Origin of the sequence: Proteiniclasticum ruminis DSM 24773, from assembly GCF_000701905.1 — a bacterium.
In the GTDB taxonomy this organism is placed as follows: Bacteria; Bacillota; Clostridia; order Clostridiales; family Clostridiaceae; genus Proteiniclasticum; species Proteiniclasticum ruminis.
Genome location: NZ_KL370832.1, coordinates 212551 through 232381, shown reverse-complemented (window position 1 = coordinate 232381; position 19831 = coordinate 212551). Strand labels below are relative to the sequence as shown.

Annotated in this window: 20 protein-coding genes; 3 read left to right on the top strand and 17 right to left on the bottom strand. The window is 43.2% G+C overall.

Features of this window, described 5'->3' with window-relative positions; genetic code table 11:
* The first annotated feature begins 216 nt into the window (after positions 1-216).
* A complete protein-coding gene (locus T487_RS0114175) occupies positions 217-1290 on the top strand; it encodes a LacI family DNA-binding transcriptional regulator (protein ID WP_031577795.1) in 1074 nt (357 codons plus the stop codon).
* A gap of 42 nt (positions 1291-1332) precedes the next feature.
* On the opposite strand, the gene T487_RS0114170 is transcribed toward T487_RS0114175, so the two are convergent.
* From T487_RS0114170 to T487_RS16760, 6 genes are all read right to left on the bottom strand, one after another.
* A complete protein-coding gene (locus tag T487_RS0114170; RefSeq protein ID WP_031577794.1) occupies positions 1333-2133 on the bottom strand; it encodes a tyrosine-protein phosphatase in 801 nt (266 codons plus the stop codon).
* Positions 2134-2185: 52 nt separating this feature from the next.
* Complete coding sequence (locus tag T487_RS0114165; RefSeq protein ID WP_031577793.1) at positions 2186-2896, bottom strand: CpsD/CapB family tyrosine-protein kinase; 711 nt, start codon at positions 2894-2896, stop codon at positions 2186-2188.
* A 175-nt stretch (positions 2897-3071) separates the two neighbouring features.
* Positions 3072-4067, bottom strand: coding sequence for a LacI family DNA-binding transcriptional regulator (locus T487_RS0114160; protein ID WP_162178266.1), 996 nt, complete (start codon positions 4065-4067; stop codon positions 3072-3074).
* Between the two features lie 47 nt (positions 4068-4114).
* On the bottom strand, positions 4115-5062 hold the full coding sequence (locus tag T487_RS0114155; RefSeq protein WP_031577791.1) for an ROK family protein: 948 nt from the start codon (positions 5060-5062) through the stop codon (positions 4115-4117).
* Between the two features lie 168 nt (positions 5063-5230).
* A complete protein-coding gene (locus T487_RS0114150; RefSeq protein ID WP_031577790.1) occupies positions 5231-5626 on the bottom strand; it encodes a hypothetical protein in 396 nt (131 codons plus the stop codon).
* A 44-nt stretch (positions 5627-5670) separates the two neighbouring features.
* Positions 5671-5805, bottom strand: a complete 135-nt coding sequence (locus T487_RS16760; RefSeq protein WP_278245043.1) for a hypothetical protein — start codon at positions 5803-5805, stop codon at positions 5671-5673.
* Positions 5806-6100: 295 nt separating this feature from the next.
* On the opposite strand from T487_RS16760, the gene T487_RS15605 reads away from it, so the two are divergent.
* A complete protein-coding gene (locus T487_RS15605; protein ID WP_036909577.1) occupies positions 6101-6397 on the top strand; it encodes a hypothetical protein in 297 nt (98 codons plus the stop codon).
* 108 nt (positions 6398-6505) lie between these two features.
* Here the strand turns inward: T487_RS15605 and T487_RS0114135 are convergent, their stop codons facing one another.
* Together T487_RS0114135 and T487_RS0114130 are read right to left on the bottom strand one after the other, a co-directional pair.
* Positions 6506-7993, bottom strand: coding sequence for a UxaA family hydrolase (locus T487_RS0114135; protein ID WP_031577789.1), 1488 nt, complete (start codon positions 7991-7993; stop codon positions 6506-6508).
* A gap of 21 nt (positions 7994-8014) precedes the next feature.
* Positions 8015-9481, bottom strand: coding sequence for a tagaturonate reductase (locus tag T487_RS0114130; protein ID WP_031577788.1), 1467 nt, complete (start codon positions 9479-9481; stop codon positions 8015-8017).
* Positions 9482-9693: 212 nt separating this feature from the next.
* On the opposite strand from T487_RS0114130, the gene T487_RS0114125 reads away from it, so the two are divergent.
* On the top strand, positions 9694-11181 hold the full coding sequence (locus tag T487_RS0114125) for a tagaturonate epimerase family protein (protein ID WP_031577787.1): 1488 nt from the start codon (positions 9694-9696) through the stop codon (positions 11179-11181).
* Positions 11182-11237: 56 nt separating this feature from the next.
* Here T487_RS0114125 and T487_RS0114120 read toward each other — a convergent pair whose 3' ends face one another.
* The 9 genes from T487_RS0114120 to T487_RS0114080 all read right to left on the bottom strand — a co-directional run bounded on the left by T487_RS0114120 (position 11238) and on the right by T487_RS0114080 (position 19728).
* Complete coding sequence (locus T487_RS0114120) at positions 11238-12254, bottom strand: zinc-binding alcohol dehydrogenase family protein (RefSeq protein ID WP_031577786.1); 1017 nt, start codon at positions 12252-12254, stop codon at positions 11238-11240.
* Between the two features lie 78 nt (positions 12255-12332).
* Complete coding sequence (locus T487_RS0114115) at positions 12333-13616, bottom strand: TRAP transporter large permease (protein WP_031577785.1); 1284 nt, start codon at positions 13614-13616, stop codon at positions 12333-12335.
* A complete protein-coding gene (locus tag T487_RS0114110; RefSeq protein ID WP_051651746.1) occupies positions 13616-14119 on the bottom strand; it encodes a TRAP transporter small permease in 504 nt (167 codons plus the stop codon). The genes T487_RS0114115 and T487_RS0114110 overlap by 1 nt, the downstream gene beginning before the upstream one ends.
* 24 nt (positions 14120-14143) lie before the next feature.
* Positions 14144-15205, bottom strand: coding sequence for a C4-dicarboxylate TRAP transporter substrate-binding protein (locus T487_RS0114105; RefSeq protein ID WP_031577783.1), 1062 nt, complete (start codon positions 15203-15205; stop codon positions 14144-14146).
* Positions 15206-15465: 260 nt separating this feature from the next.
* Positions 15466-16089, bottom strand: a complete 624-nt coding sequence (locus T487_RS0114100; protein ID WP_031577782.1) for a GntR family transcriptional regulator — start codon at positions 16087-16089, stop codon at positions 15466-15468.
* Between the two features lie 149 nt (positions 16090-16238).
* Positions 16239-16709: a YcxB family protein gene (locus T487_RS0114095; RefSeq protein ID WP_031577781.1), complete on the bottom strand. Its 471-nt coding sequence runs from the start codon at positions 16707-16709 to the stop codon at positions 16239-16241.
* Positions 16710-16717: 8 nt separating this feature from the next.
* The gene (locus T487_RS0114090; RefSeq protein ID WP_031577780.1) at positions 16718-18010 is read right to left on the bottom strand and encodes a TRAP transporter large permease; all 1293 of its coding nucleotides are present in this window, start codon (positions 18008-18010) and stop codon (positions 16718-16720) included.
* Positions 18007-18534 (bottom strand): TRAP transporter small permease, encoded by a 528-nt coding sequence (locus tag T487_RS0114085; RefSeq protein ID WP_143004594.1) that lies wholly within the window; start codon positions 18532-18534, stop codon positions 18007-18009. The genes T487_RS0114090 and T487_RS0114085 overlap by 4 nt, the downstream gene beginning before the upstream one ends.
* A 129-nt stretch (positions 18535-18663) precedes the next feature.
* On the bottom strand, positions 18664-19728 hold the full coding sequence (locus T487_RS0114080) for a TRAP transporter substrate-binding protein (RefSeq protein WP_031577778.1): 1065 nt from the start codon (positions 19726-19728) through the stop codon (positions 18664-18666).
* Positions 19729-19831: the final 103 nt, after the last annotated feature.

The following is a 19831-nucleotide window of genomic DNA, read 5'->3' as shown; positions in this document are numbered from 1 at the left end:
TCTCCCTTTCACTATAGGTAGAAAATGTGGTATGTGCAAGAAGCCATCGGTAAACATTCTATGACCAGCTTCCTTTCTATGGGTTTACCTTTGGCGCTTTTTCCAAAAATCAGAAGTAGGTTCGGTGGAAGAAGGAACCGGTTCTTGGAAGCCATATTCCAATCCTTGCAAAAATCAGCTATACTAAGTGTATCATGCACGAAAGGTAAGGTTTACATGAAACGAAAAGCAACCCTTGATGACATCGCAAAGCTGGCAGGTGTGTCCAAAAGTGCGGTCTCGATGATTCTCAACGAGAAAAAAGGTGTCACATTTCTGGAGGAGACCGTGAAAAAAGTACAGGATGCTGCAAAGATCCTGGGATATAATAAAAAAGACCCCAGCAAGAATGTAGTCCATCTTTTTAATAAAGATACCATCCTTGTATTTTGCCCTTCTGTATCCAATCCCTATTTCGCCACTTTGGCCCAGGCCATTGAGCAGGAGGCAAATACCTACGGACTGCATGTGATCATCCAGAATACCTTTAGGGACAAAGGAAGAGAGCTGGAGTATCTGAACCAGGTGAAGGGCAGTAACCTCTTTGGCATCATCTGCACCATGACCCCGTATAATACGGAGCTTCTGGAAGAGATCAATGAAACCATTCCTGTGGTCATTGTCAACGACAAGGTCCATGATATGGAGCTGGATACAGTAGAAGTAAACAATTACGCCGCAGGAGTGCTTCTGGCGGAGCATCTCATAGAACTGGGACATAAAAATATCGCCTACGTGTCCACCACCATAGATCCCATCTACACCTCACGTGTGAGAAGACTACAAGGCGTTCTGGAAACTTACAAAAAACTCTGTCCTAAAGGACGGGTGCTGGTGAAAAGCAAAAACATCACCCCTGCTGCAGAAATGTCCAATGTGGACTTTGAGCGGGAGGTGGGATATGACCTCACCATGGAGCTTCTGAAGCATAAAGACATCACCGCCATTGTAGCCATCAATGACATGGTGGCTTATGGCGTCATGGATGCCCTCCAGGAAAAAAAACAGAGAATCCCAGAGGATTACTCCATCTGCGGATTTGACAATCTTTTTCCATCGAAGTTCAGAAACATCTCTCTCACCACCATTGAGCATTTCATCATCAATAAAGGCCAGTTTGCCGTGGAAATGATCCGGAAAAGAAGAAACACACCTTCCTATCCCTTCACCTCCACAAAGATTCTTTTTAAACATGAGCTGGTGGTAAGAAACTCCACAGGCGTCCCCAGGGAATCAGAACCTAAGAAATAAAATGGAAAAAGCGTGCAGCTGTTAGTACTGCACGCTTTTATCTTAAAATCCAAGAAGGGCCAGGAAGCTCTTCTTTTTTTTCTTCTTTACCCGAACCTTCACACTTTCTGTCCAAGGTTTATAGGGAAGCACCTCTACAGCCTCTCCCCGGATCAGTTTTTCACTGTTTACCAAAAGTCTTTCATAAGCCTCAGGATTGAGGCTTCTCATTTCTTCATAGGCATGCTTGATTCTCATATCCCGGACCTTGTCCTTATGGCCGTCGGAACCGATGGCATGGATGAGGTTCACTTTGATGAGTTCTTTCGAGAACTTTGTAACCTTCTCCCCAAACTGACCCAGAAGGCTGCCTGCATTGAGCTGAAAAAGAACCCCCAGATCATGAAGATGGTAGATTAGCTCCGGATCTTCCCTCAGGGCTTTGTTTCTTTCCGGATGTGCCAGAATCACCTGATACCCTTCCTTCATCATTTTGTAGAAAAGCCCTTCCGCGTAAGTGGGCACATCTATGAGATTAAGCTCCACAAGAACGGTCTTGGAGCCACCATACCCGAAGGTTTTCCCGGTCTGGAGCTCTTCTAAGAGGTCTTCACGGATCATGAGCTCCACTGATTTCACCAGTTCAATCCGGTCTTCATACTTTTTCTTTAAAAACTGGAACTTCTCCTCATAGGATTCTTTGTTTTCCATGGCTTCTTCAAAAAGCCCTTTGATATGATGGGGGGTCAGCGCCAGAATCCGGACACCTTCCGAAATGGACTGTTCGATCATCTTCATGGACATCTCCAGGTTTTCGCTGCCATCGTCCACATCAAACAGCACATGGCTGTGAAAATCTACCATTCTAATCTCCTCTCATAAAGAAAGAAGCTGAATTTCAGCTTCTTTCTTTCGTTTATTTCTTGGAACGTCTTGGATTTTTTGCTGCTGCTGTCTTCTTGTCCTCATAGGAGTAGTAATAGTAGTATCCATTGTCCTCAGGCGGAATCTGACTGAGCACCACTCCAAGAATATTTCCTTTTACTTTTTCCAAAAGATCCTTTGCCTGAGAGATCTCATCCTTTTTGGTGACGCCATGCTGCGCAACCACCACGGTACCGTCACTTAAGGTGGTCAGTACCTGAGCATCCGTCACCGCTAGAAGTGGTGGCGAGTCTAAAATGATGGTGTCATACTGGTCTCTCATCTCATCAATAAATCTCTGGAACTTCCTGCTGCCTAAAAGCTCTGAAGGATTGGGCGGGATCACACCACTGGTGATGATGTCCAGTCCTTCTGTCACATCATGATGCACTACTTCATGAAGCATCTCCATGTTCATGATGACATTGACGATCCCTAAAGAGTTTGGCAGTTTAAACTTTTTATGTACGGTGGGACGGCGTAGATCCGTATCCACCAGAAGCACCTTTTTCCCGTTTTCCGCAAAAGTGATGGCCATGTTGCAGGCTACAGTGGATTTCCCTTCCGCTGGTCTTGAGGAGGTCACAGTGATGACCCTCACTTCCTGATCATAGGATGAAAACTGTATATTGGTTCTTAAGGTACGGTAAGCCTCTGCTGCAACAGACTTGCTGTCGGTGAGAGTCACTAAATTTGATTTCATGCGTTCCTCCAAGTTCTTATCTTACTTCTTTTGCATAGACTAAATTCATAGTACATTATACCATGATGTTCCAGAGAAAGGAAAAGTTTTTAGTATTTTCTGTATGGTTTTGAATAGGTTTCTTGTCCCTTTTCTACCCCTTCATATCAAGCAGAACACCTGGAAAACTTCATCTTTATCGTGGCACAGGCCCCGTGGATTCTCTTTTCATCAGTGAGCTATTAAGATATACCGTCTTTGGCTCCTTCTGCCCTTCGATCTGTTTGAGAAGCTCTTCCACCAGAAGTTCTCCAGACCGGTAGCTCTGCTGATGGATACTGGTGAGCTTTGGAGAGGTCACTCTGGCTAAGATGGAATCGTCATAACCCACCAGAGAAAGATCTTCCGGAATTCGAAGCCCGGCCTCATAAGCCCACTGAAGCACACCCAGGGCCATGAGATCATTGCCGGTGCAAACCGCCGTAACGCCTTCTGGCAAGCCATGAAGCTTGAAATAGCATTTAGCCGCTTCCAGGGAAAACTCTGTACTTCCCAAAAGATGCTCATCATAGGGAATGCTCCAGTCAGCAAGGCCTTCCTTGTATCCCTTCAATCTGTCCGCGTTAAAAGGAAGTATCGTTTCCCCAGAGAGATAGAAGATTCTTCTGTGTCCTAATGAGGCCAGGTGGTTCACTGCTTGCCGCATCCCGTTCTCATTGTCCGCCATCACCTGGACACTCCATCCAGGATAATGAGTATTATTGTTTAGCACCGCAAAGGGCACATTCATTTTCTGGATTTCTTCCATTTTAGTGTTTCTTTCCATGGAGGCAATGATGATGATTCCATCCACCTGCTTTTCCATGAGTTTTTCCAGATAATGGATCTCTTTTTCAATCTTATCGTCGGTATTGCAGAGAAACAGAGAATATCCATTTTTCATGGCCATATCCTCCGCTCCCCGGCAGATATCCGTATAGAAGGCATTCTTGATATCCGGCATCATGATGCCCAAGGTTTTGGTGTTTTTGGTTTTCATGCTCCGAGCCAGAGCATTCATCACGTAGCCCATCTCTTTACTGGTCTTTTTCACCAGTTCCCTGGTCAGATCCGAAACATCCTCATCCTTCTCATTAAGCACCTTGGATACGGTGGCCACAGAGACGCCACATCTCATGGCTATATTTTTCATGGTCACTGACATTTTTTACCCTTATTCCTTTCTGAAGTGAGATGACTCTACTCCATTTCTGAAAGAGCAACCGCCACAGCACCCATCACTCCTGTCTTTTCCTTGAAGGAGGAGAGCCTGATTTCGCAAGCCTCATAGATCAGAGGCAATGTATGCTTTTGAGTATGGTGCTGCACCCTCTTTAAAAAATCCTCACCAATGAAGGAAACCCCTCCCCCTAGAATCACCACTTCGGGATTCAGCAAGGTGAGAACCTGAGAAACCGTCATGCCAAGATACGCGTAGGCTTCCTCCAGAATTTTACAAGACAGTGCATCTCCCATTTTTGACGCTTCATAGATCTCACGAGTACCAAAGTGAGTTCCTTCTTTTATAGAAGACTTTTCACCACTCTTCAATGCCCGTTCCATGGCCCGACGGATGCCGGTGCCAGATACATAACTTTCCACATGGCCATACTGACCACACCCGCAAAGGATACTGCTGTCCTTCACAAGAGGCATATGGCCTACTTCAAAGGCTGCACCTTTTGCCCCTAAGAGAAGATTTCCCTCCACCATGGCAGCACCGCCCACACCTGTGGAGACAGTCATATAAACAAGGTTCTTCGTCTTCTTTCGCTCCCCCAGGTGATACTCTCCCAATAGAGCCGCATTGCCATCGTTCTCTACCTTCACAGGTACCTGATACACCCTCTCAATGGCATCAGAAAGAGGATAGTTCTCAAAGGGAAGATTCGCTGCAGTGAGGATGACGCCCTCTTTCTGGTCGATGAGTCCCGGTGCGCCTATGCCGATAGAAAGAAGTTCATCTCTTCTGATGGCTCCTTTTACGATAACCTCTTCAATGCTCTGAAGGATTCTCTCCAGCACTTTTTCTTCCCCTTCCTCTGCGAGGGTTGGAAGAACAGCCTCCTTCAAAATCACGCCGTCTTTCGTTGTCAGTGCTGTATGTATCTTTGTGCCTCCAAGATCAATGCCTATGAGATACGCCATATTTACTCATCCTTCCAATTCTTAATTTAAATTCCTGTAGTTCCAAAAATTCTCCTACTTTACATTGTATCACACAAAAAAAAAGCAGACACCTAAATCACAGGCATCTGTATCTATTTGAAATGTTATCGTATCGTATGATCCGCAGAACAATAAAGATCAATTCCGTTATTCGAAATACAGTTTCAGTTCATAGGGCTCATAGAGAAAAATATCTTCCTTATCGTGGATCCAGGTGCTTTCTGACAGACTCTCCATACTGTACCTGATTTTGTCCTTTGACAGAATTCTTGCTGATTTTCCTCGAATCTCCAGAGTCAGCTTTAAATCTTCCCCTTTATGGACAATTGGAATTTCCCGGGTCTCCATGCTGGAATCTCTAAGAGGAACCCGTAAAACCTCTTCTCCACGCTGGGTCAAAATTACAAAGGTTTTATCGTGTCTTCCTTTGGCTTCCTCCACCAGATAGTACGCAGAGAAGAGAAGCAGAAGAACCACCAGGGCAGGAATCATAAACCGGCATACGCCAGTACAATGTATGCTTTTGGGATGTTCTTTCTCCACGGGTGGCTTCTCCTCCTTTTCCTGGAATATTTCAGGATTTTCTTTTACTCTTCTTTCTTCTCCTCAAAGAAGCGGTCCAAATCATCCTCAGGCTTCTTCCTCAACTTCCTAAGCTTCGTTGGTACAAGAATGAGCAGTGCAAGAACCACAACGATACCCAGTCCGATATAAAACTCCATCTCATTACCGCCTTTCTTCTTTTGTTCCTATTTCTTAGGATACCATAGCAGTTTCCTGTAAAGATTTCATAAATGTTACAGTTTCCGTCCATATACAGAACACTTTTTCTCCTTGGAGCTCAACATCTTTTTCACTCTATTCCTGCATCATTTCCTCTTTCTTCATCTCCAGCAAAGCATGAAAAGAAAAGAGTTAACGTTTTTTTCAAAGGTTTCTCATATTTTCATGATAAGGTCTACCTATACAGTTTTTTGCAGATGAAAACAAAGAAGAGACGTAAAAGGAGATGATTTTATGAACACAACACTATATGAAGCCATCAATCAGGGAGAACTCATTGAATTCGAGTACGAAGGACTGGTTCGGATTGTAGAACCCTACATCTACGGTGTCGGGGAAAATGGAGAGATCCTTCTGAAAGCCTTCCAGACCGGAGGTTTCAACAAGAAAAACGACAACAGCTATACCTGGGATGTTTATCAGGTGGAGAAAATGGGCACAGTTCAGTTCGTCGGTAAAGATTTTTCCCATGAACGAGCCGGATATGAGAAGAATGACCCTCTATTTTCCACCATTTACTGCCAAAAATAAATGACAAAGGTTCCAAAATTTAAAAAGACCTTCCTCTTCATGGAGAAGCCCTAGGCCTGGCATTCCATAAAGGGGAAGGTCATTTTTTATACTTTTACAGGATACTCCCTAAAGGGTGACCCCGGTTTTAAAGATGGAGATTTCACGGAATCCCGCTTCTTCATTGTTCACAAGCTTTCCGCTGGCCACATCGATGATGTAGGAAATGAACTCCTTGGTCATGTCATCTGAATCCATTCCATCCAGCATCTGTCCGGCATTGAAATCAATCCAGTGGGGTTTCAGATCGTAAATTCTGGAGTTGGAGGAAATCTTCACTGTGGGGACAAAGCTGCCAAAGGGGGTTCCTCTTCCTGTGGTGAAGAGCACCATATGACATCCTGAGGCGCCGAGAGCTGTGGAAGCTACCAGGTCGTTTCCTGGTGCGCTGAGAAGGTTCAGTCCCTTCTTGGAAGAAAGCTCCCCATACTTCAGCACATCGGTCACCAGGGAGCTTCCGCCCTTCTGGGTGCAGCCCAGGGACTTGTCTTCCAGTGTGGTGATGCCTCCAGCTTTGTTTCCTGGAGAAGGATTTTCATAGATGGGCTGTCTGTTATCAATGAAGTACTGCTTGAAATCATTGACGAGATGCACAGTCTTCTCAAAGACCTCTTCATCTACCGCACGGTCCATGAGGATGGTTTCCGCGCCGAACATCTCAGGCACTTCTGTAAGTATTGTGGTGCCTCCTTTTCCTACAAGATAATCAGAGAATCTGCCAAGAAGCGGATTTGCGGTGATGCCGCTGAATCCATCGGAGCCTCCGCATTTGAGACCAATCTTCAGTTCAGACACAGGTACTTCTACCCTTCTGTCTTCCTTCATGGCCTCATAGATTCTTGTCAGGGCACGGATGCCTTCTTCAATTTCATTGCCCACCTGCTGGGTCACGATGAACTGAACCCGGTCCTCATCCACTTCTCCCACGGCAAGTCTGAAGTCTTCCATGGTGTTGTTCTCACAGCCAAGGCCAAGAACTAGAACACCTCCCGCATTGGGGTGCTTCACAAGATCCGCCAGAATGGTCTTGGTGTTCTCGTGGTCATCTCCCAGCTGGGAGCAGCCATAATTGTGACTGAATACCTCAATGGCATCCAGGCCTTCCGGCTGTACGCGCTCTCTGAACTTCTTAATGATGAGCTCCGCTACGCCATTGACACAGCCCACGGTGGGGACGATCCACAGCTCATTTCGTATTCCCACGAGACCGTTTTTCCTGCGGTAACCCAGGAAGGTTTCAGGTCCGTCGAAAACTCTGTAGTCTTCTCTTTTCGGGGTATAGCGGTACTCCATAAGATCATGGAGGCCTGTTTTCACATTATGCGTATGAACATGCGCCCCTTTTTTGATGTTTTCTTTGGCGATTCCAATGGAAAAACCATATTTCATGATGTCTTCGCCCGCTGATATGTCCCGCAGTGCAATCTTATGACCTACAGGAATGTCCGTGAGGGCGGTGACCTTCTCTTCCCCTGCCTGAAGCTCTTCTTTCTCTACAACCGGAAGAAGGGCCACAGCCACATTGTCTTTTTCTGTGATCAGATACAGTTTATTCATCTCTTCCATTTCTATCTCCTTCTATAGTGCTTTCAGCGTGCTGATGACACCATCTTGTGTGATCTTTTCAAGATGCTTGAGGGTGGCTTCGTATAGTCCTGGCACGTCCAGAAGATTTCTCTGCCAGAGATCTTCTTTTCCCAGAACGTCTTTCACAAGTTCTGGAAGTCCCATCTCTTTCCAGGCCTTTTCAAAATAAGCCAGTTTGTCCTCGTCATCCTTCACTGGATAGGTCTCCCCATTTTCACGGATCCCCACATAACCTTCTTCCTTTTTCTCCACCTGGTAGAATTTCAGAAGTGCAGCTAGGGAGAAGACCATTCTTTCTGGCAGTCTGCCGTTCTCTTTCTCAAAATCCAAAAGTGTAGGCAGGCATCTTGCCGTGAATTTGGATACGGAATTTAAGGAGATGTCCAGCAGTCTATGCTTGATGTAAGGATTGCCAAACCGCTCAAAAACCGCTTCTGCAAATTCCTTCAGCTCTTCCTTTGGAAGATCAATGGTGGGGATGATCTCATCAAAAATGAGGCTTCTCAGGAAACCGTTGAACACTTCATCCTCAATGAACTGACCCACATAATCATGGCCAGCAAGATATGCCGCCAGTACTGTGGAGGTATGTCCGCCGTTTAGGATCCGGACCTTTCTCTTCTTATAAGGACGCACATCATCGGTGAAAATGACATTGGCCCTGGTTTTATGGATGGGGAAAAGCGTCTCATACTTTTTAGGTGCTTCAATGACCCAGAGATTGAACACTTCAGAGGTCACCAGGAGGTTGTCCTCGTAGCCAAACTTCTCGTGGTATTCTTTTACTTCGTCTCTAGGATACCCTGTGACAATGCGGTCCACCAGAGTGTTTGCAAAATAGCAGGTCTCTTCCATCCACTGGATGAATTCTTCCGGAAGGTTCCATTCCTTTGCATACTGAAGCACAATACGTCTCAATTCAGGTCCATTGTTGTCAATGAGTTCCACCGGGAGGAATAGAAGTCCTCTTTCCTTGTCTCCATGAAAATGGTTGTACCGGTGATACAGAAACTTCAGCACTTTGGCTGGGAATGCTTTTGGCAGCTGGTCTTCTAATACATCCCCCGCCACATAAGAAATCCCCGCTTCTGTGGTGTTGGAGATGACGATTTTCAGGTCCTCGCTTTCTGCAAGCTTCATATACCCTTCATAGTCCTCGAAAGGATTGAGTCCTCTGGATACAGAAGTGATCACCTTTGTGCGCTCCACTTTCTCTCCATTTTCCAGGCCTCTCATGATGAGGGTATAAAGTCCCTCCTGTTCATTGATTTTGTCCACCATGCCGAAGCTGATAGGCTGTACAAGAACAATACTGCCCTCGATCAGCCCCTCTTCGTTGGCTTCTTCCACCATCCAGTCACAGAATGCCCGAAGAAAGTTTCCTTCCCCGTACTGAAGAATCATTTCTTTTCTGTTTCCGAATTTCTTTTCCACAACATCTTTGATATTTTTTAGCATTTCATTTCTCCTTTTTGATCTTTGGATTTCGTTGGTTTTCTCGATTTCAGGAGTCTTTAAAACATTTCACGTTTTCGGGTTTAACTTAACAGAAAGTTCTCAATTTTTCTCTTTAATTTCAAAAGAACCAGCGATTTCCTCTATGATTTTATTGTATAATAAAAGTACGTATTATTAAACCTTTAATATTAAATGTTTAGGAGGATTTTTTTATGAACTCACATCTGCTTCAGGATTTTCGGGAAGGTACACTGAAAGCGTCCTACGAAAATCTCACTCTTTTCCCTGCTTCTCACACCTCCCATGAGGGCACAAGGCTGCTTTTCGTGAGAGAGGAAGGCTCATCGTATCTTCTGGCTTATGGGTCTGGTCCTCTTTTGGATGCGCTTCAAGGCGATCTTGCAGAAGGCGTTAAAATCGCTCCAGCAAACCATGAGAACAGACTTGTTCTCAACCGGTTCTTCCCCTACACAGCACCTGTGGCCAATGTGGAGAAAAGAACTTCCATGGGGCTTGGAGACCGTCTGGGTCTTGCCACCTTCGGTCATATCCATGCGCTCAAAGGCACCAAGGTGTTTCCCATTTTTGCACAGCAGAGCATCCGGGAGCTGACCATGACAAACCGTACCTATGAGGATGTCATAGACGCAGCCGCCTATGCAGTGTTCGCAGAAGGCTATACTGACGGTTATGGTGCTGATGGAGATCACCTGAAAAGCAAGGCGGATATTCTGAAGGAACTGTCCATCGGAGCCACCATGATCACTCTGGACTCCTCCGAAAAGATCGACAACACCATCCTAGACCTCAATATGGAGGCCCTGGAAGAGAAGTATCAGCTTATTTCAGAAGAAACCCGAAGCTACTACGAAGACAAATATCTGAATAAAAACACAGACCTTCCCGGCCTGTCCTTGCCCATCGGCAAAGAGCAGCTCATGAGAGACGTGCTGACCTATGGAGACTCCATTTCCTTCATTCATGAAGTCTATGAAGAAATTATTCTACCCTATGAGGCTCCGCTGGATTTTGAAATCTCCATTGATGAGACCGCAACCCCAACAAACCCCATCTCGCACTACATCATCGCCAAAGAGCTGAACGACCGTGGCATTGTGATCAGTACCATGGCCCCCAGATTCATCGGGGAGTTCCAAAAGGGCATCGACTACATCGGTGACCTAAACGCCTTCAGAGAAGACATCAAAGCACATGTGGCCATTGCAGAGCATTTTGGCTATCGGATCAGTGTGCACTCCGGCAGTGACAAGTTCAGCATTTTCCCCTTCGTGGCAGAGGAAACCCATGGTAGATTCCATGTGAAAACTGCTGGCACCAACTGGCTGGAAGCTGTGGAAGTCATTGCGGAGAAGGAACCAAAGCTTTACAGAAGACTCCATGCCCATGCCCTGAACCGCTTTGAGGATGCCACCGCCCTTTATCATGTGACCACAGACCTTTCAAAGGTTCCTGCCCTTGATACTGTGGAAGACAAAGATCTTCCGGCGTATCTCAGAAATGACGATGCCCGGCAGCTTCTGCACATTACCTATGGCTATATATTGGAAGACAAAAATGATAAGGGTGACTATCTCCTGAAAAATGATTTTTTTGAAGCTCTGGAGCATCATCTCTCCCACTATTTCTTCCATCTGGAGGAGCATATTTCAAAGCATTTGGCGATGCTGAAACTTAAATAATTTCAAATAAGTAGTCATTTAAATCAGCCTCTGAAATTTTTCAGAGGCTTTACTTATTAAAATTCGATCAAAACCTTCAGCATTGATGAAGCATTATTACTAAAATCTTCAAACGCTTTACTCGCATCACTAAACTTATATATATTAGTAATAACTCTCTCTAAATCAATCTGACCTGAGTTTACAATATCTATTAACTCTACAAAATCTGAGGTTAAAGCGTTTCTTGAACCATAAACATTAAGTTCCTTCTTTTGAATTATAGTAAAATTAAAGTCAAGGTTTTTCTTGCCTACACCTATAAGAACAACTCTCCCACCAAAACTTGCAGCATCAATACAATTCTGGAAAGTTGATGGTAACCCAACTGCTTCAATTGTAACATCAAATCCATTTCCGTTTGTTGCTTCTAATACTTTTTTCTCAAAGCTTTCCGGGCTGTCGTTTAGAATCGTTCCATCTACCCCAAAACCAAGCGCATAGCTGAGTTTTTGCTCAGCCACATCTGCGATATAAACCTTCGCTCCCTTAGCTTTAGCAGCTACAGCTGCAAGAATTCCAATTGTACCCGCACCCACGATAAGTACTGTGTCTTTATCAGAAATATTTGCTCTTTTTACACCGTGATAACTAATACAAAATGGTTCGATAAGTGCAAGCGATTTTGGCGAAAGATTTTTCCCATCTACCAACCGTTCTATCGGCATTGTAATATATTCAGAAAATCCCCCTTCTCTTTGTACTCCCATGGTCTGATTGGTAGTACAAGCATTAACTAATCCTCTCTGACAAGAGTAGCACTTGCCACAATTAAAGTATGGATTCATCGTTACAAGCATCCCAGGCTTAAAGCCATAATCATTATTGTCCACTTCGATGATTTCCGCAGATAATTCATGCCCCGGTGTTCTTGGATATTCGAAATAGGCAAATGTACCTTTATATGATCCTAGATCACTACCACATATCCCCCCATAAAGGATTTTTAGGAGAGCTTCTCCTTTACCAGGCTTTGGTTTATTGATACTTTTAATTTCAACAGTTCCAGGTTCGTTTATAAAAATAGCTTCCATTATTTACATCCTCTCTTGTATTTTTCTTGTATACATGTTGTTCTAAATAAAAAGGGAAGAATACTCATCCCTTTTTATTTAATAAAGCAGATTTACTAGTGCAGTAGAGAAAAACGGGATATATGTAATAATAAATAACACTACTCCTAGCAGTATATAAAACGGAACAGCTTCTTTGATAAAATCTTTCGTCTTGCAACCAGTAATACCACATGTTACAAACATCAAAGTACCCATTGGTGGTGAAAGTGCTCCAATAGCATTGTTAAATATATACATCATTGCAAAATGAATCTCATTGATGCCAAAGGCTGCTGCAATAGGTGCAAGTAGCGGAACTAGAATAATCATAGATGCATTTCCTTCAATAAACATACCTACAATCAACAGGAAAATATTAACAACAAACAGAAAAATATATTTATTATTTATTGTTGCAATCAACCACTCTGCAAGTTGTTGCGGAATTCGTTCTTTTGTTAAAATCCATGAGAAAACAGATGCCGCTGCCACGATCAGCATAATTCCTGATGTAGATACAACAGTTTCTTTGATCGATTTCATCATAGCCTTCATATCCAGTTCTTTATAGAATATCCCGAGAATGATAGCTAAGAATACAGCTAAGGATCCGGCTTCAGTTGCAGTTACAATACCTGCTCGAATAGCTCCGATAATAACAATCGGAATCATCAATGGAATTATTGCTGGCTTTGCACCATTTATAAATTCATTTATCCCTAAACGGTGTTCCCGTATTCTTGGATAATTCCGTTTGTTGGAAATGACAGCTACAAGTCCCATTAACGCAATACAAAGAAGTCCACCTATCCCTATTCCTGAGACAAACAACTTTCCAATAGATACATTGGCAATACTTCCATAAAGAATCATAGCAATTCCAGGAGGAATAAGGGGTGTAATCATAGATGAAGTCGCAGTTACAACGGAAGAAAATGGTTTCGAAAAGCCTTTTTTCTCCATTTCAGGCACCAGCATCTTTGATTGCATAGCTGCATCAGCTAAGTTCGACCCTGAAAGGCCTCCCATAAGAGTAGACAAAAGCACATTAACATGTCCAAGACCACCCTTCATTCTTCCGGTTAACATTGCTGCGAAATCAAATATTCTGGATGTAACACCACTGTAGTTCATCAAGGATCCTAGCAAAACAAAGAAAGGGACTGCCAACAATGAAATACTCTCAGTTCCACCTATAGCTTGTTGGGCAAATACAATACTGTTTACTCCTGGTGTGAGAAAGAAATATACTAAAGATGATCCTAAAATAGCAATATATACTGGAACTTTCAAAAACAGAAGTACAAGCAGTAAGACAAAGATCACTAAGACTAAATCCATTACATTTCAACTCCTTTCGTAATATCTATTCCTCTTAGCTTCTTAACAAAAACGTAAACAAAACTAAGAATGATATTAATACAAGAGATAGGAACTATTCCATATATAAACGTATACGGTATTTGCATAATACTAGTAGTTCTACCACTTCTTTCGAAAAGTTGAAAATATCCAAAGCTTTGATATAGTAAGTAACCCATTGTAACTAAGACTACAGCAGCAATGATAATTTCCATTACTTTCTGCATCTTCTCCGGTAATGCATCAACGAGAAGTTCGATTGCTACATGTCCACCAACTCTAAATGCGTAACCAGCGCCTAAAAAAACAACCCATACCTCTAGGAGGAGCTGAAGCTCCTCCATCCAGGTGAATGGATTATTTAAAAAGTATCTGGAAAGCGCGCCTAGTAGTGTAATAGATACAAGTATTGCTAAGGAAACTCCTGCAACAATCAAATCAATGTTGAGCAACCAATTTAATCCAACATTTTTCTTGTCCAATTTTACACCAACTCTCTTTATTAATTATTCTGCGCCCATAGCCTTTCTAACTGTCTCATAAAGTCCATCAGACCACCCGAAGGTAGATCCAAGATCATAGAAAGACATTGCTGACTGCTTAAATGCAGCTTGTGTAGCATCATCTACCTCTGTCACAGTTACTCCCTCATCCTTAAACTTCTGGAGATAATCTGCTTCAGCTTCATCTACCAATCCGTTGTTGTAGAATCCTGCTTCTTTACCAGTAGAAACTAATAGTTCTTGCTGTTCTGCTGATAATCCGTCAAAGAACATGGTTCCAGTAACCCAAGTAGTAAAGTTCTTCACATGAGCATCCAGAATCAGGTATTTTGCAACTTCCTGGAATTTTCTTCCATAAAGTGTAGCGAGAGGGTTTTCAACACCAGTTATGGTACCAGTTGTTAATGCTTCATATGTATCGCCTAGTGGAAGACCAACTGCTGTTGCTCCCATAGCATTAAAACCTTCGGTTTGAATTTGATTCGATGGCACACGAACCTTTAACCCCTTTAGATCTTCAGGTCCTTTTACTGGAGTTGTTGTCATAGTATGACGATCTCCGTACTTCCAGTTTGAAGTAATGATCTTGAGTCCCTTCTCTTCAAGCAGATCTGATTGTCCCTTATACCAGTCACTTTCAGTCAGTGTCCAAGCTTGTTCCCAATTATCAAATAGGAAAGGTCCAAAAAGAATACCGAAATCCTTTACACCATAATCAGCATAAAAAGCTCCATCTGCTAATGTCATTACTGGTTCACCTAGAAGCATGGAGTCAATGAGTTCATTCTTACTCCCAAGCTGACTGTCTGGATAAAGGACAATTTTCATGCTTCCGTCGCCTTGTTCTTCCACTAGATCTGCCCACTTTTGCAGTGCTTGTCCAATTGGTTCTGACATTGAGTTCTCAAATCCGATTTGGACTTCAACAACATCACCTGAGTCAACAGGTGTTTCAGTTCCTGGGTTTTCAGTTCCTGGTGTTTCAGGAGCCTCCTCCTTAGCGCCGCAAGCAGCAACTGAGAGAGCTAACATAGTTGCTACAACAATTGAAAGTACTTTTTTCATTTTTATCCCCCTAAAATATAGTACGGCCTTCAAGTCTTGTTTATTTGAAGTATCCGTCTTGTATACATGAATAGTAATGCATATAGAAACCGTTGTCAATGCAAATTCCAACATCTTGTCAAAAATAAGAATTTGTTAGATTTCTTATGCCTTTTATTCAATTACCTCTTAAATTCTGAAAACTAATTAGTATTCTAGAAAACTAATTTAACCATTAAATGTTCACCAATTAATTTGTTAAAACTTAAATAGATATTTTTTTATCTAAGATTTAAATTATATTCACTTAACATCATTTTATAGCTTGCTTCTCTAGATTTTTCCAAATGTATTGTAAGATACGTTGCAGCAGCTTCAAAGTCTCCTTTGAACAATGAGTTAAATATCTCACGATGCTCAATCTCAGTACTTTCCATCCTGGCATTTACTTTCTCACCGGCTAGAATACGGAGTCTCATATTATGATCATAAATAGCTCTCATAGTATTAATGAGATAAACATTGCCAGTTTGATGTACAAGATACATATGAAGTTCATCATCAATCTTGTACGATTGCTCACGAGACTCAAAATGCTGCATCCTTTCCCATAATATTTTTAAATACTCCTTATCAAGATTTACACCATAATTTCGAACTGCATAGGGCTCAATTAATAAACGTGTTTCGAAAATCAACTTGATATCATTTAATGTGATATCCTTGACCATTATTCCTTTTTTATATACTACTTTTACCAAGTTATCCTGCTCTAACTTATTAATGGCTTCTCTTACTGGTGTTCTTGAACTATTAATTTCCTCACATATTATACTTTCACTTATCATTTCATTAGGTGGGTAATGTCCATAAATAATCTTTCTTTTTATTTGATCATATGCCATGTCACTTAGACTACTCCTACTCAATTCACTCGCTCCTTATAATACGAAATATTTACTATATTTTACCATAGTTTTGAATGGGTTTACCCCACTGTTAAGTTAATAAATTAATAGAAATGACCACCTAAAAGGTGGTCATTCATGAGAAGTTATTTTTTATGCATGCGTATAACGTAGTTATAAAGATTCTCTTTTTCTTTTCCCAGTGTATCATTACTGAGGATATACCCTTGTCCGCCTGATGCAAAGATGATCAGAAGAAAAGGATACCGTTTGATTCCTTGGACTTTACTCCATCGGAGTATGGACTTTTGTCCATTCTTTTCCACGTGGATGCCTTTGTCGTCCAGCGCAATTTTCATGCCCTCCGGAAGACCCTCCACCTGCTTCTTCGCACGCAAGTAGATCAGAACAGGCTGTACCACTGTGAAGATGGATAGGCCAAGAAGAAGGAGAATCTTTAGGATCATATCCACTTGAGTGAAATAACGGATACTGAGAAGGATCATGGCCATGGTGAAGATGACATTCACCATGCCTGCCATGGAGTGGTAAATATTGTACATGGAAATCTTCCATAGATCCTTCGCTCTGGTCTCATAAGGAAATTCAAATTTCATGTCCATTCCTAGTTAAATAAGGATGGGAGCCACAAGCTCGCTGCAGGTACGAAGGTGATCACAAGAAGTGTCACAATCATCATAAGGAAGAATGGCAGCGTCGCCTTTACAATCTTCTCCATAGGCTGTTTACTCACAGCAGATCCAATGAAGAGCACCGCACCAACCGGTGGTGTCAGAAGACCGATACCGCAGTTCAGCACCATGATGATACCAAACTGAATTGGATCGATTCCGATGGATGTTGCGATTGGCAGGAGGATTGGTGTCGCAATTAGAATGATTGGCGCCATATCCATGATCATACCAAGAATCAGAAGGATCACATTAAGAAGCAGCGCCAGAATGATCGGATTGTTTGTGAATCCGATGATGGCATTGGCCGCCAGCTGTGGCACGTGAAGCCTGGTAAGCATAAATCCGAAAATACTGGAAGTAGCGATCAGAATCAGTACTATGGACAGTGTATTCACACACTCACCCAATGAGTTCCATACGCCTTTCCAGTCCAGTCCCTTGTAGATAAATACAGAGACTATAAGGCTATAGATAACAGCAATGGCTGCAGACTCTGTGGCTGTAAACACACCACCAACAACGCCTACAACAACGATAAGAACCGCTGCCAGAGCCCAGAATGAGCTGAGCATCTGCTTAAAGAGCACCATCAGGCTGAACTTCGCGCCCTTTGGATAGTTTTTCTTCACAGAAATGATGTAAGACATGATCATGAGTGATACTGCCAGGATCGCTCCTGGAAGATATCCTGCAAGGAAAAGACTTCCTACAGAGATTCCACCAGCTGTGGTGGCATAGATGACCATGTTATGGCTTGGAGGAACCAGTAGTCCTTCCACAGATGAGGTGATGGTCACCGCTGTGGAGAAGTCCGCATCGTATCCTTCATCCACCATCATAGGGATCAGGATACTACCAAGAGAAGCGGTATCTGCTGCAGCAGAACCAGAGATTCCACCGAAGAAGTATGAAGCTACCACGTTTACCATGGCAAGCCCTCCACGCATCCAGCCTACACAGGCATTCGCCAGGGCGATGAGCCTCTCAGAAATACCACCTGATCCCATGAGAACACCCATGGTGATGAAGAATGGCACCGCCATAAGGCTGAAGGAGCTGATACCTTTGACCATCTGCTGTGCGATGGTGGTCAGTGGAAGTCCTTCATATAATAGTGTGAACATAGATGCAAGTCCTACTGCGTACGCAATGGGAAATCTCAAGAAAATCATAAGCAGGAAGCTGCCCAGGAGTATTAAAATAGATATCGATTGTGCACTCATGATTTAGCCCCCTTTAATGATGAAAACTTTTTAAAATGTCCTACTAAAGATTCGGACAGGAACAGGATCATAGCAAAGCCTGCCAATGGAATTGGGAAATACATCCAGAATCTGGACAGCCATGGCATGCTGACATAGGTTCCTTTGGAACCTATTTTCATTGCATAGTTCCATCCAACCACAAGCATCACGATGGCGAAAGCGAAGACAAAAAGGTCTGCAATAATATCCATAACGATGAGTGCTTTTTCAGACAGATATTTGTCAAAGGCTGTCATTCGGATGTGTGCGTTTCTACGGATGGCCAGCGCTGCAGAAAGAACTGCCATATAAGACATGAGTGTTAAGACCACCTCTTCACTCCAAGCTGGATCCGGAATAAATGGAACAAATCTTCCGGCAACCGCCATGGTTGTGATGAGGATATCGGCTACCAGCAGCAGTTTACATACCAGCAGCACAAAATTATAGATGGATTCAAAAACCGATGACATCTGGCTTTTGGTCTCTACTTTATTTTGCATAAGAATCCTCCTTGATTCATGTGTGATAGAAAAGAAAGAGTGCATAAGGTGGTTTTCCTTATGCACTTCTTTTACAAGATGCTGGAAAAGAGAATCTCTTTTCCAGCATACAGTTCCTAGATTGTACGATTACTGCATATCAAGAATCTGCTGATACAGTTCTTTGAAGTCCTTTGTTTCAGCTTCAACAACGTCCTTAACAGCTGCCTGCCATGGAGCCATATCTGTAACTTCAACAACGTTTACGCCAGCAGCCTTCAGCTCATCCAGAACTTTAGCCTCTGCTTCAGCGGAGATCTTTCTGTTGTATTCAGATGCATACTTACCAGCTTCCATCAGGATGTTCTGCTGTTCTTCGGTAAGACCGTCCCATGCTTCGTCTGTGATGATAACCTGGATTGCACCAAGGGTATGTCCATCAAGAATCAGGTTAGGAGCAACTTCTGGGAATGCATTGGACTTGTAGTTTGCGATAGGCTGCTCAGCTCCATCTACAACACCAGTCTGAAGTGCGGAATACAGTTCTCCGAAGGATACTACTGTAGGTGAAGCGCCAAGACCGTTGACCATACCGTTCATAACTGGGTCATTGGATACTCTGAGCTTCATTCCCTTCAGGTCTTCGATGGAGTTTACAGGATCAACTGTGAAGAAATGACGGAATCCTTCTTCTCCATAGAAAAGTCCTCTTACGCCTGTTCCAGCTTCTTGTGGCTCAAGAAGAAATTCTGGTGCAAGATCAGATGTAGCAAAGTTCCAGAAATGGTCTCTGCTTACAAAAGTGTAAGGAATGGAGAGAAGCTTGGACTTCAGTCCGCCGTATGGTGTCAGCGCAAATGCGGAGATACGGGACATGTCGATGGTGCCTCCGCCGCCGAGCATTGCATCAAGTACGTCGTTTTCGGATCCAAGAACACCTGAAGCCTGAATTTCGATCTTGATCTTTCCACCGGAAAGTTCATGAACCTTGTCAGCAAATGCCTGGTCTGTCTGTCCAACGATGGTGTCCAGCGGATTTACTTCTGCGTACACAAGTGTCACTTCTGGTTCTACTTCACCTGGCTCTTCGCCTGGCTCTTCAGTCGGTGTTTCTGGTGTTTCTGGTGTTTCTGGAGCAGGCTCCTTCAGTCCACATGCTGCAAGACTTGCAACGATTGTTAAACTCATGATCATGGCTAATAACTTCTTTTTCATTTTGTCCCCCTGTAAATTTATATTTTTTAATTGGTAACAACGTTAAGTTCAACGATTCCTGTTGGAATCAATCGATGGTCTGCACTTCTTTATGCCTGGCCTC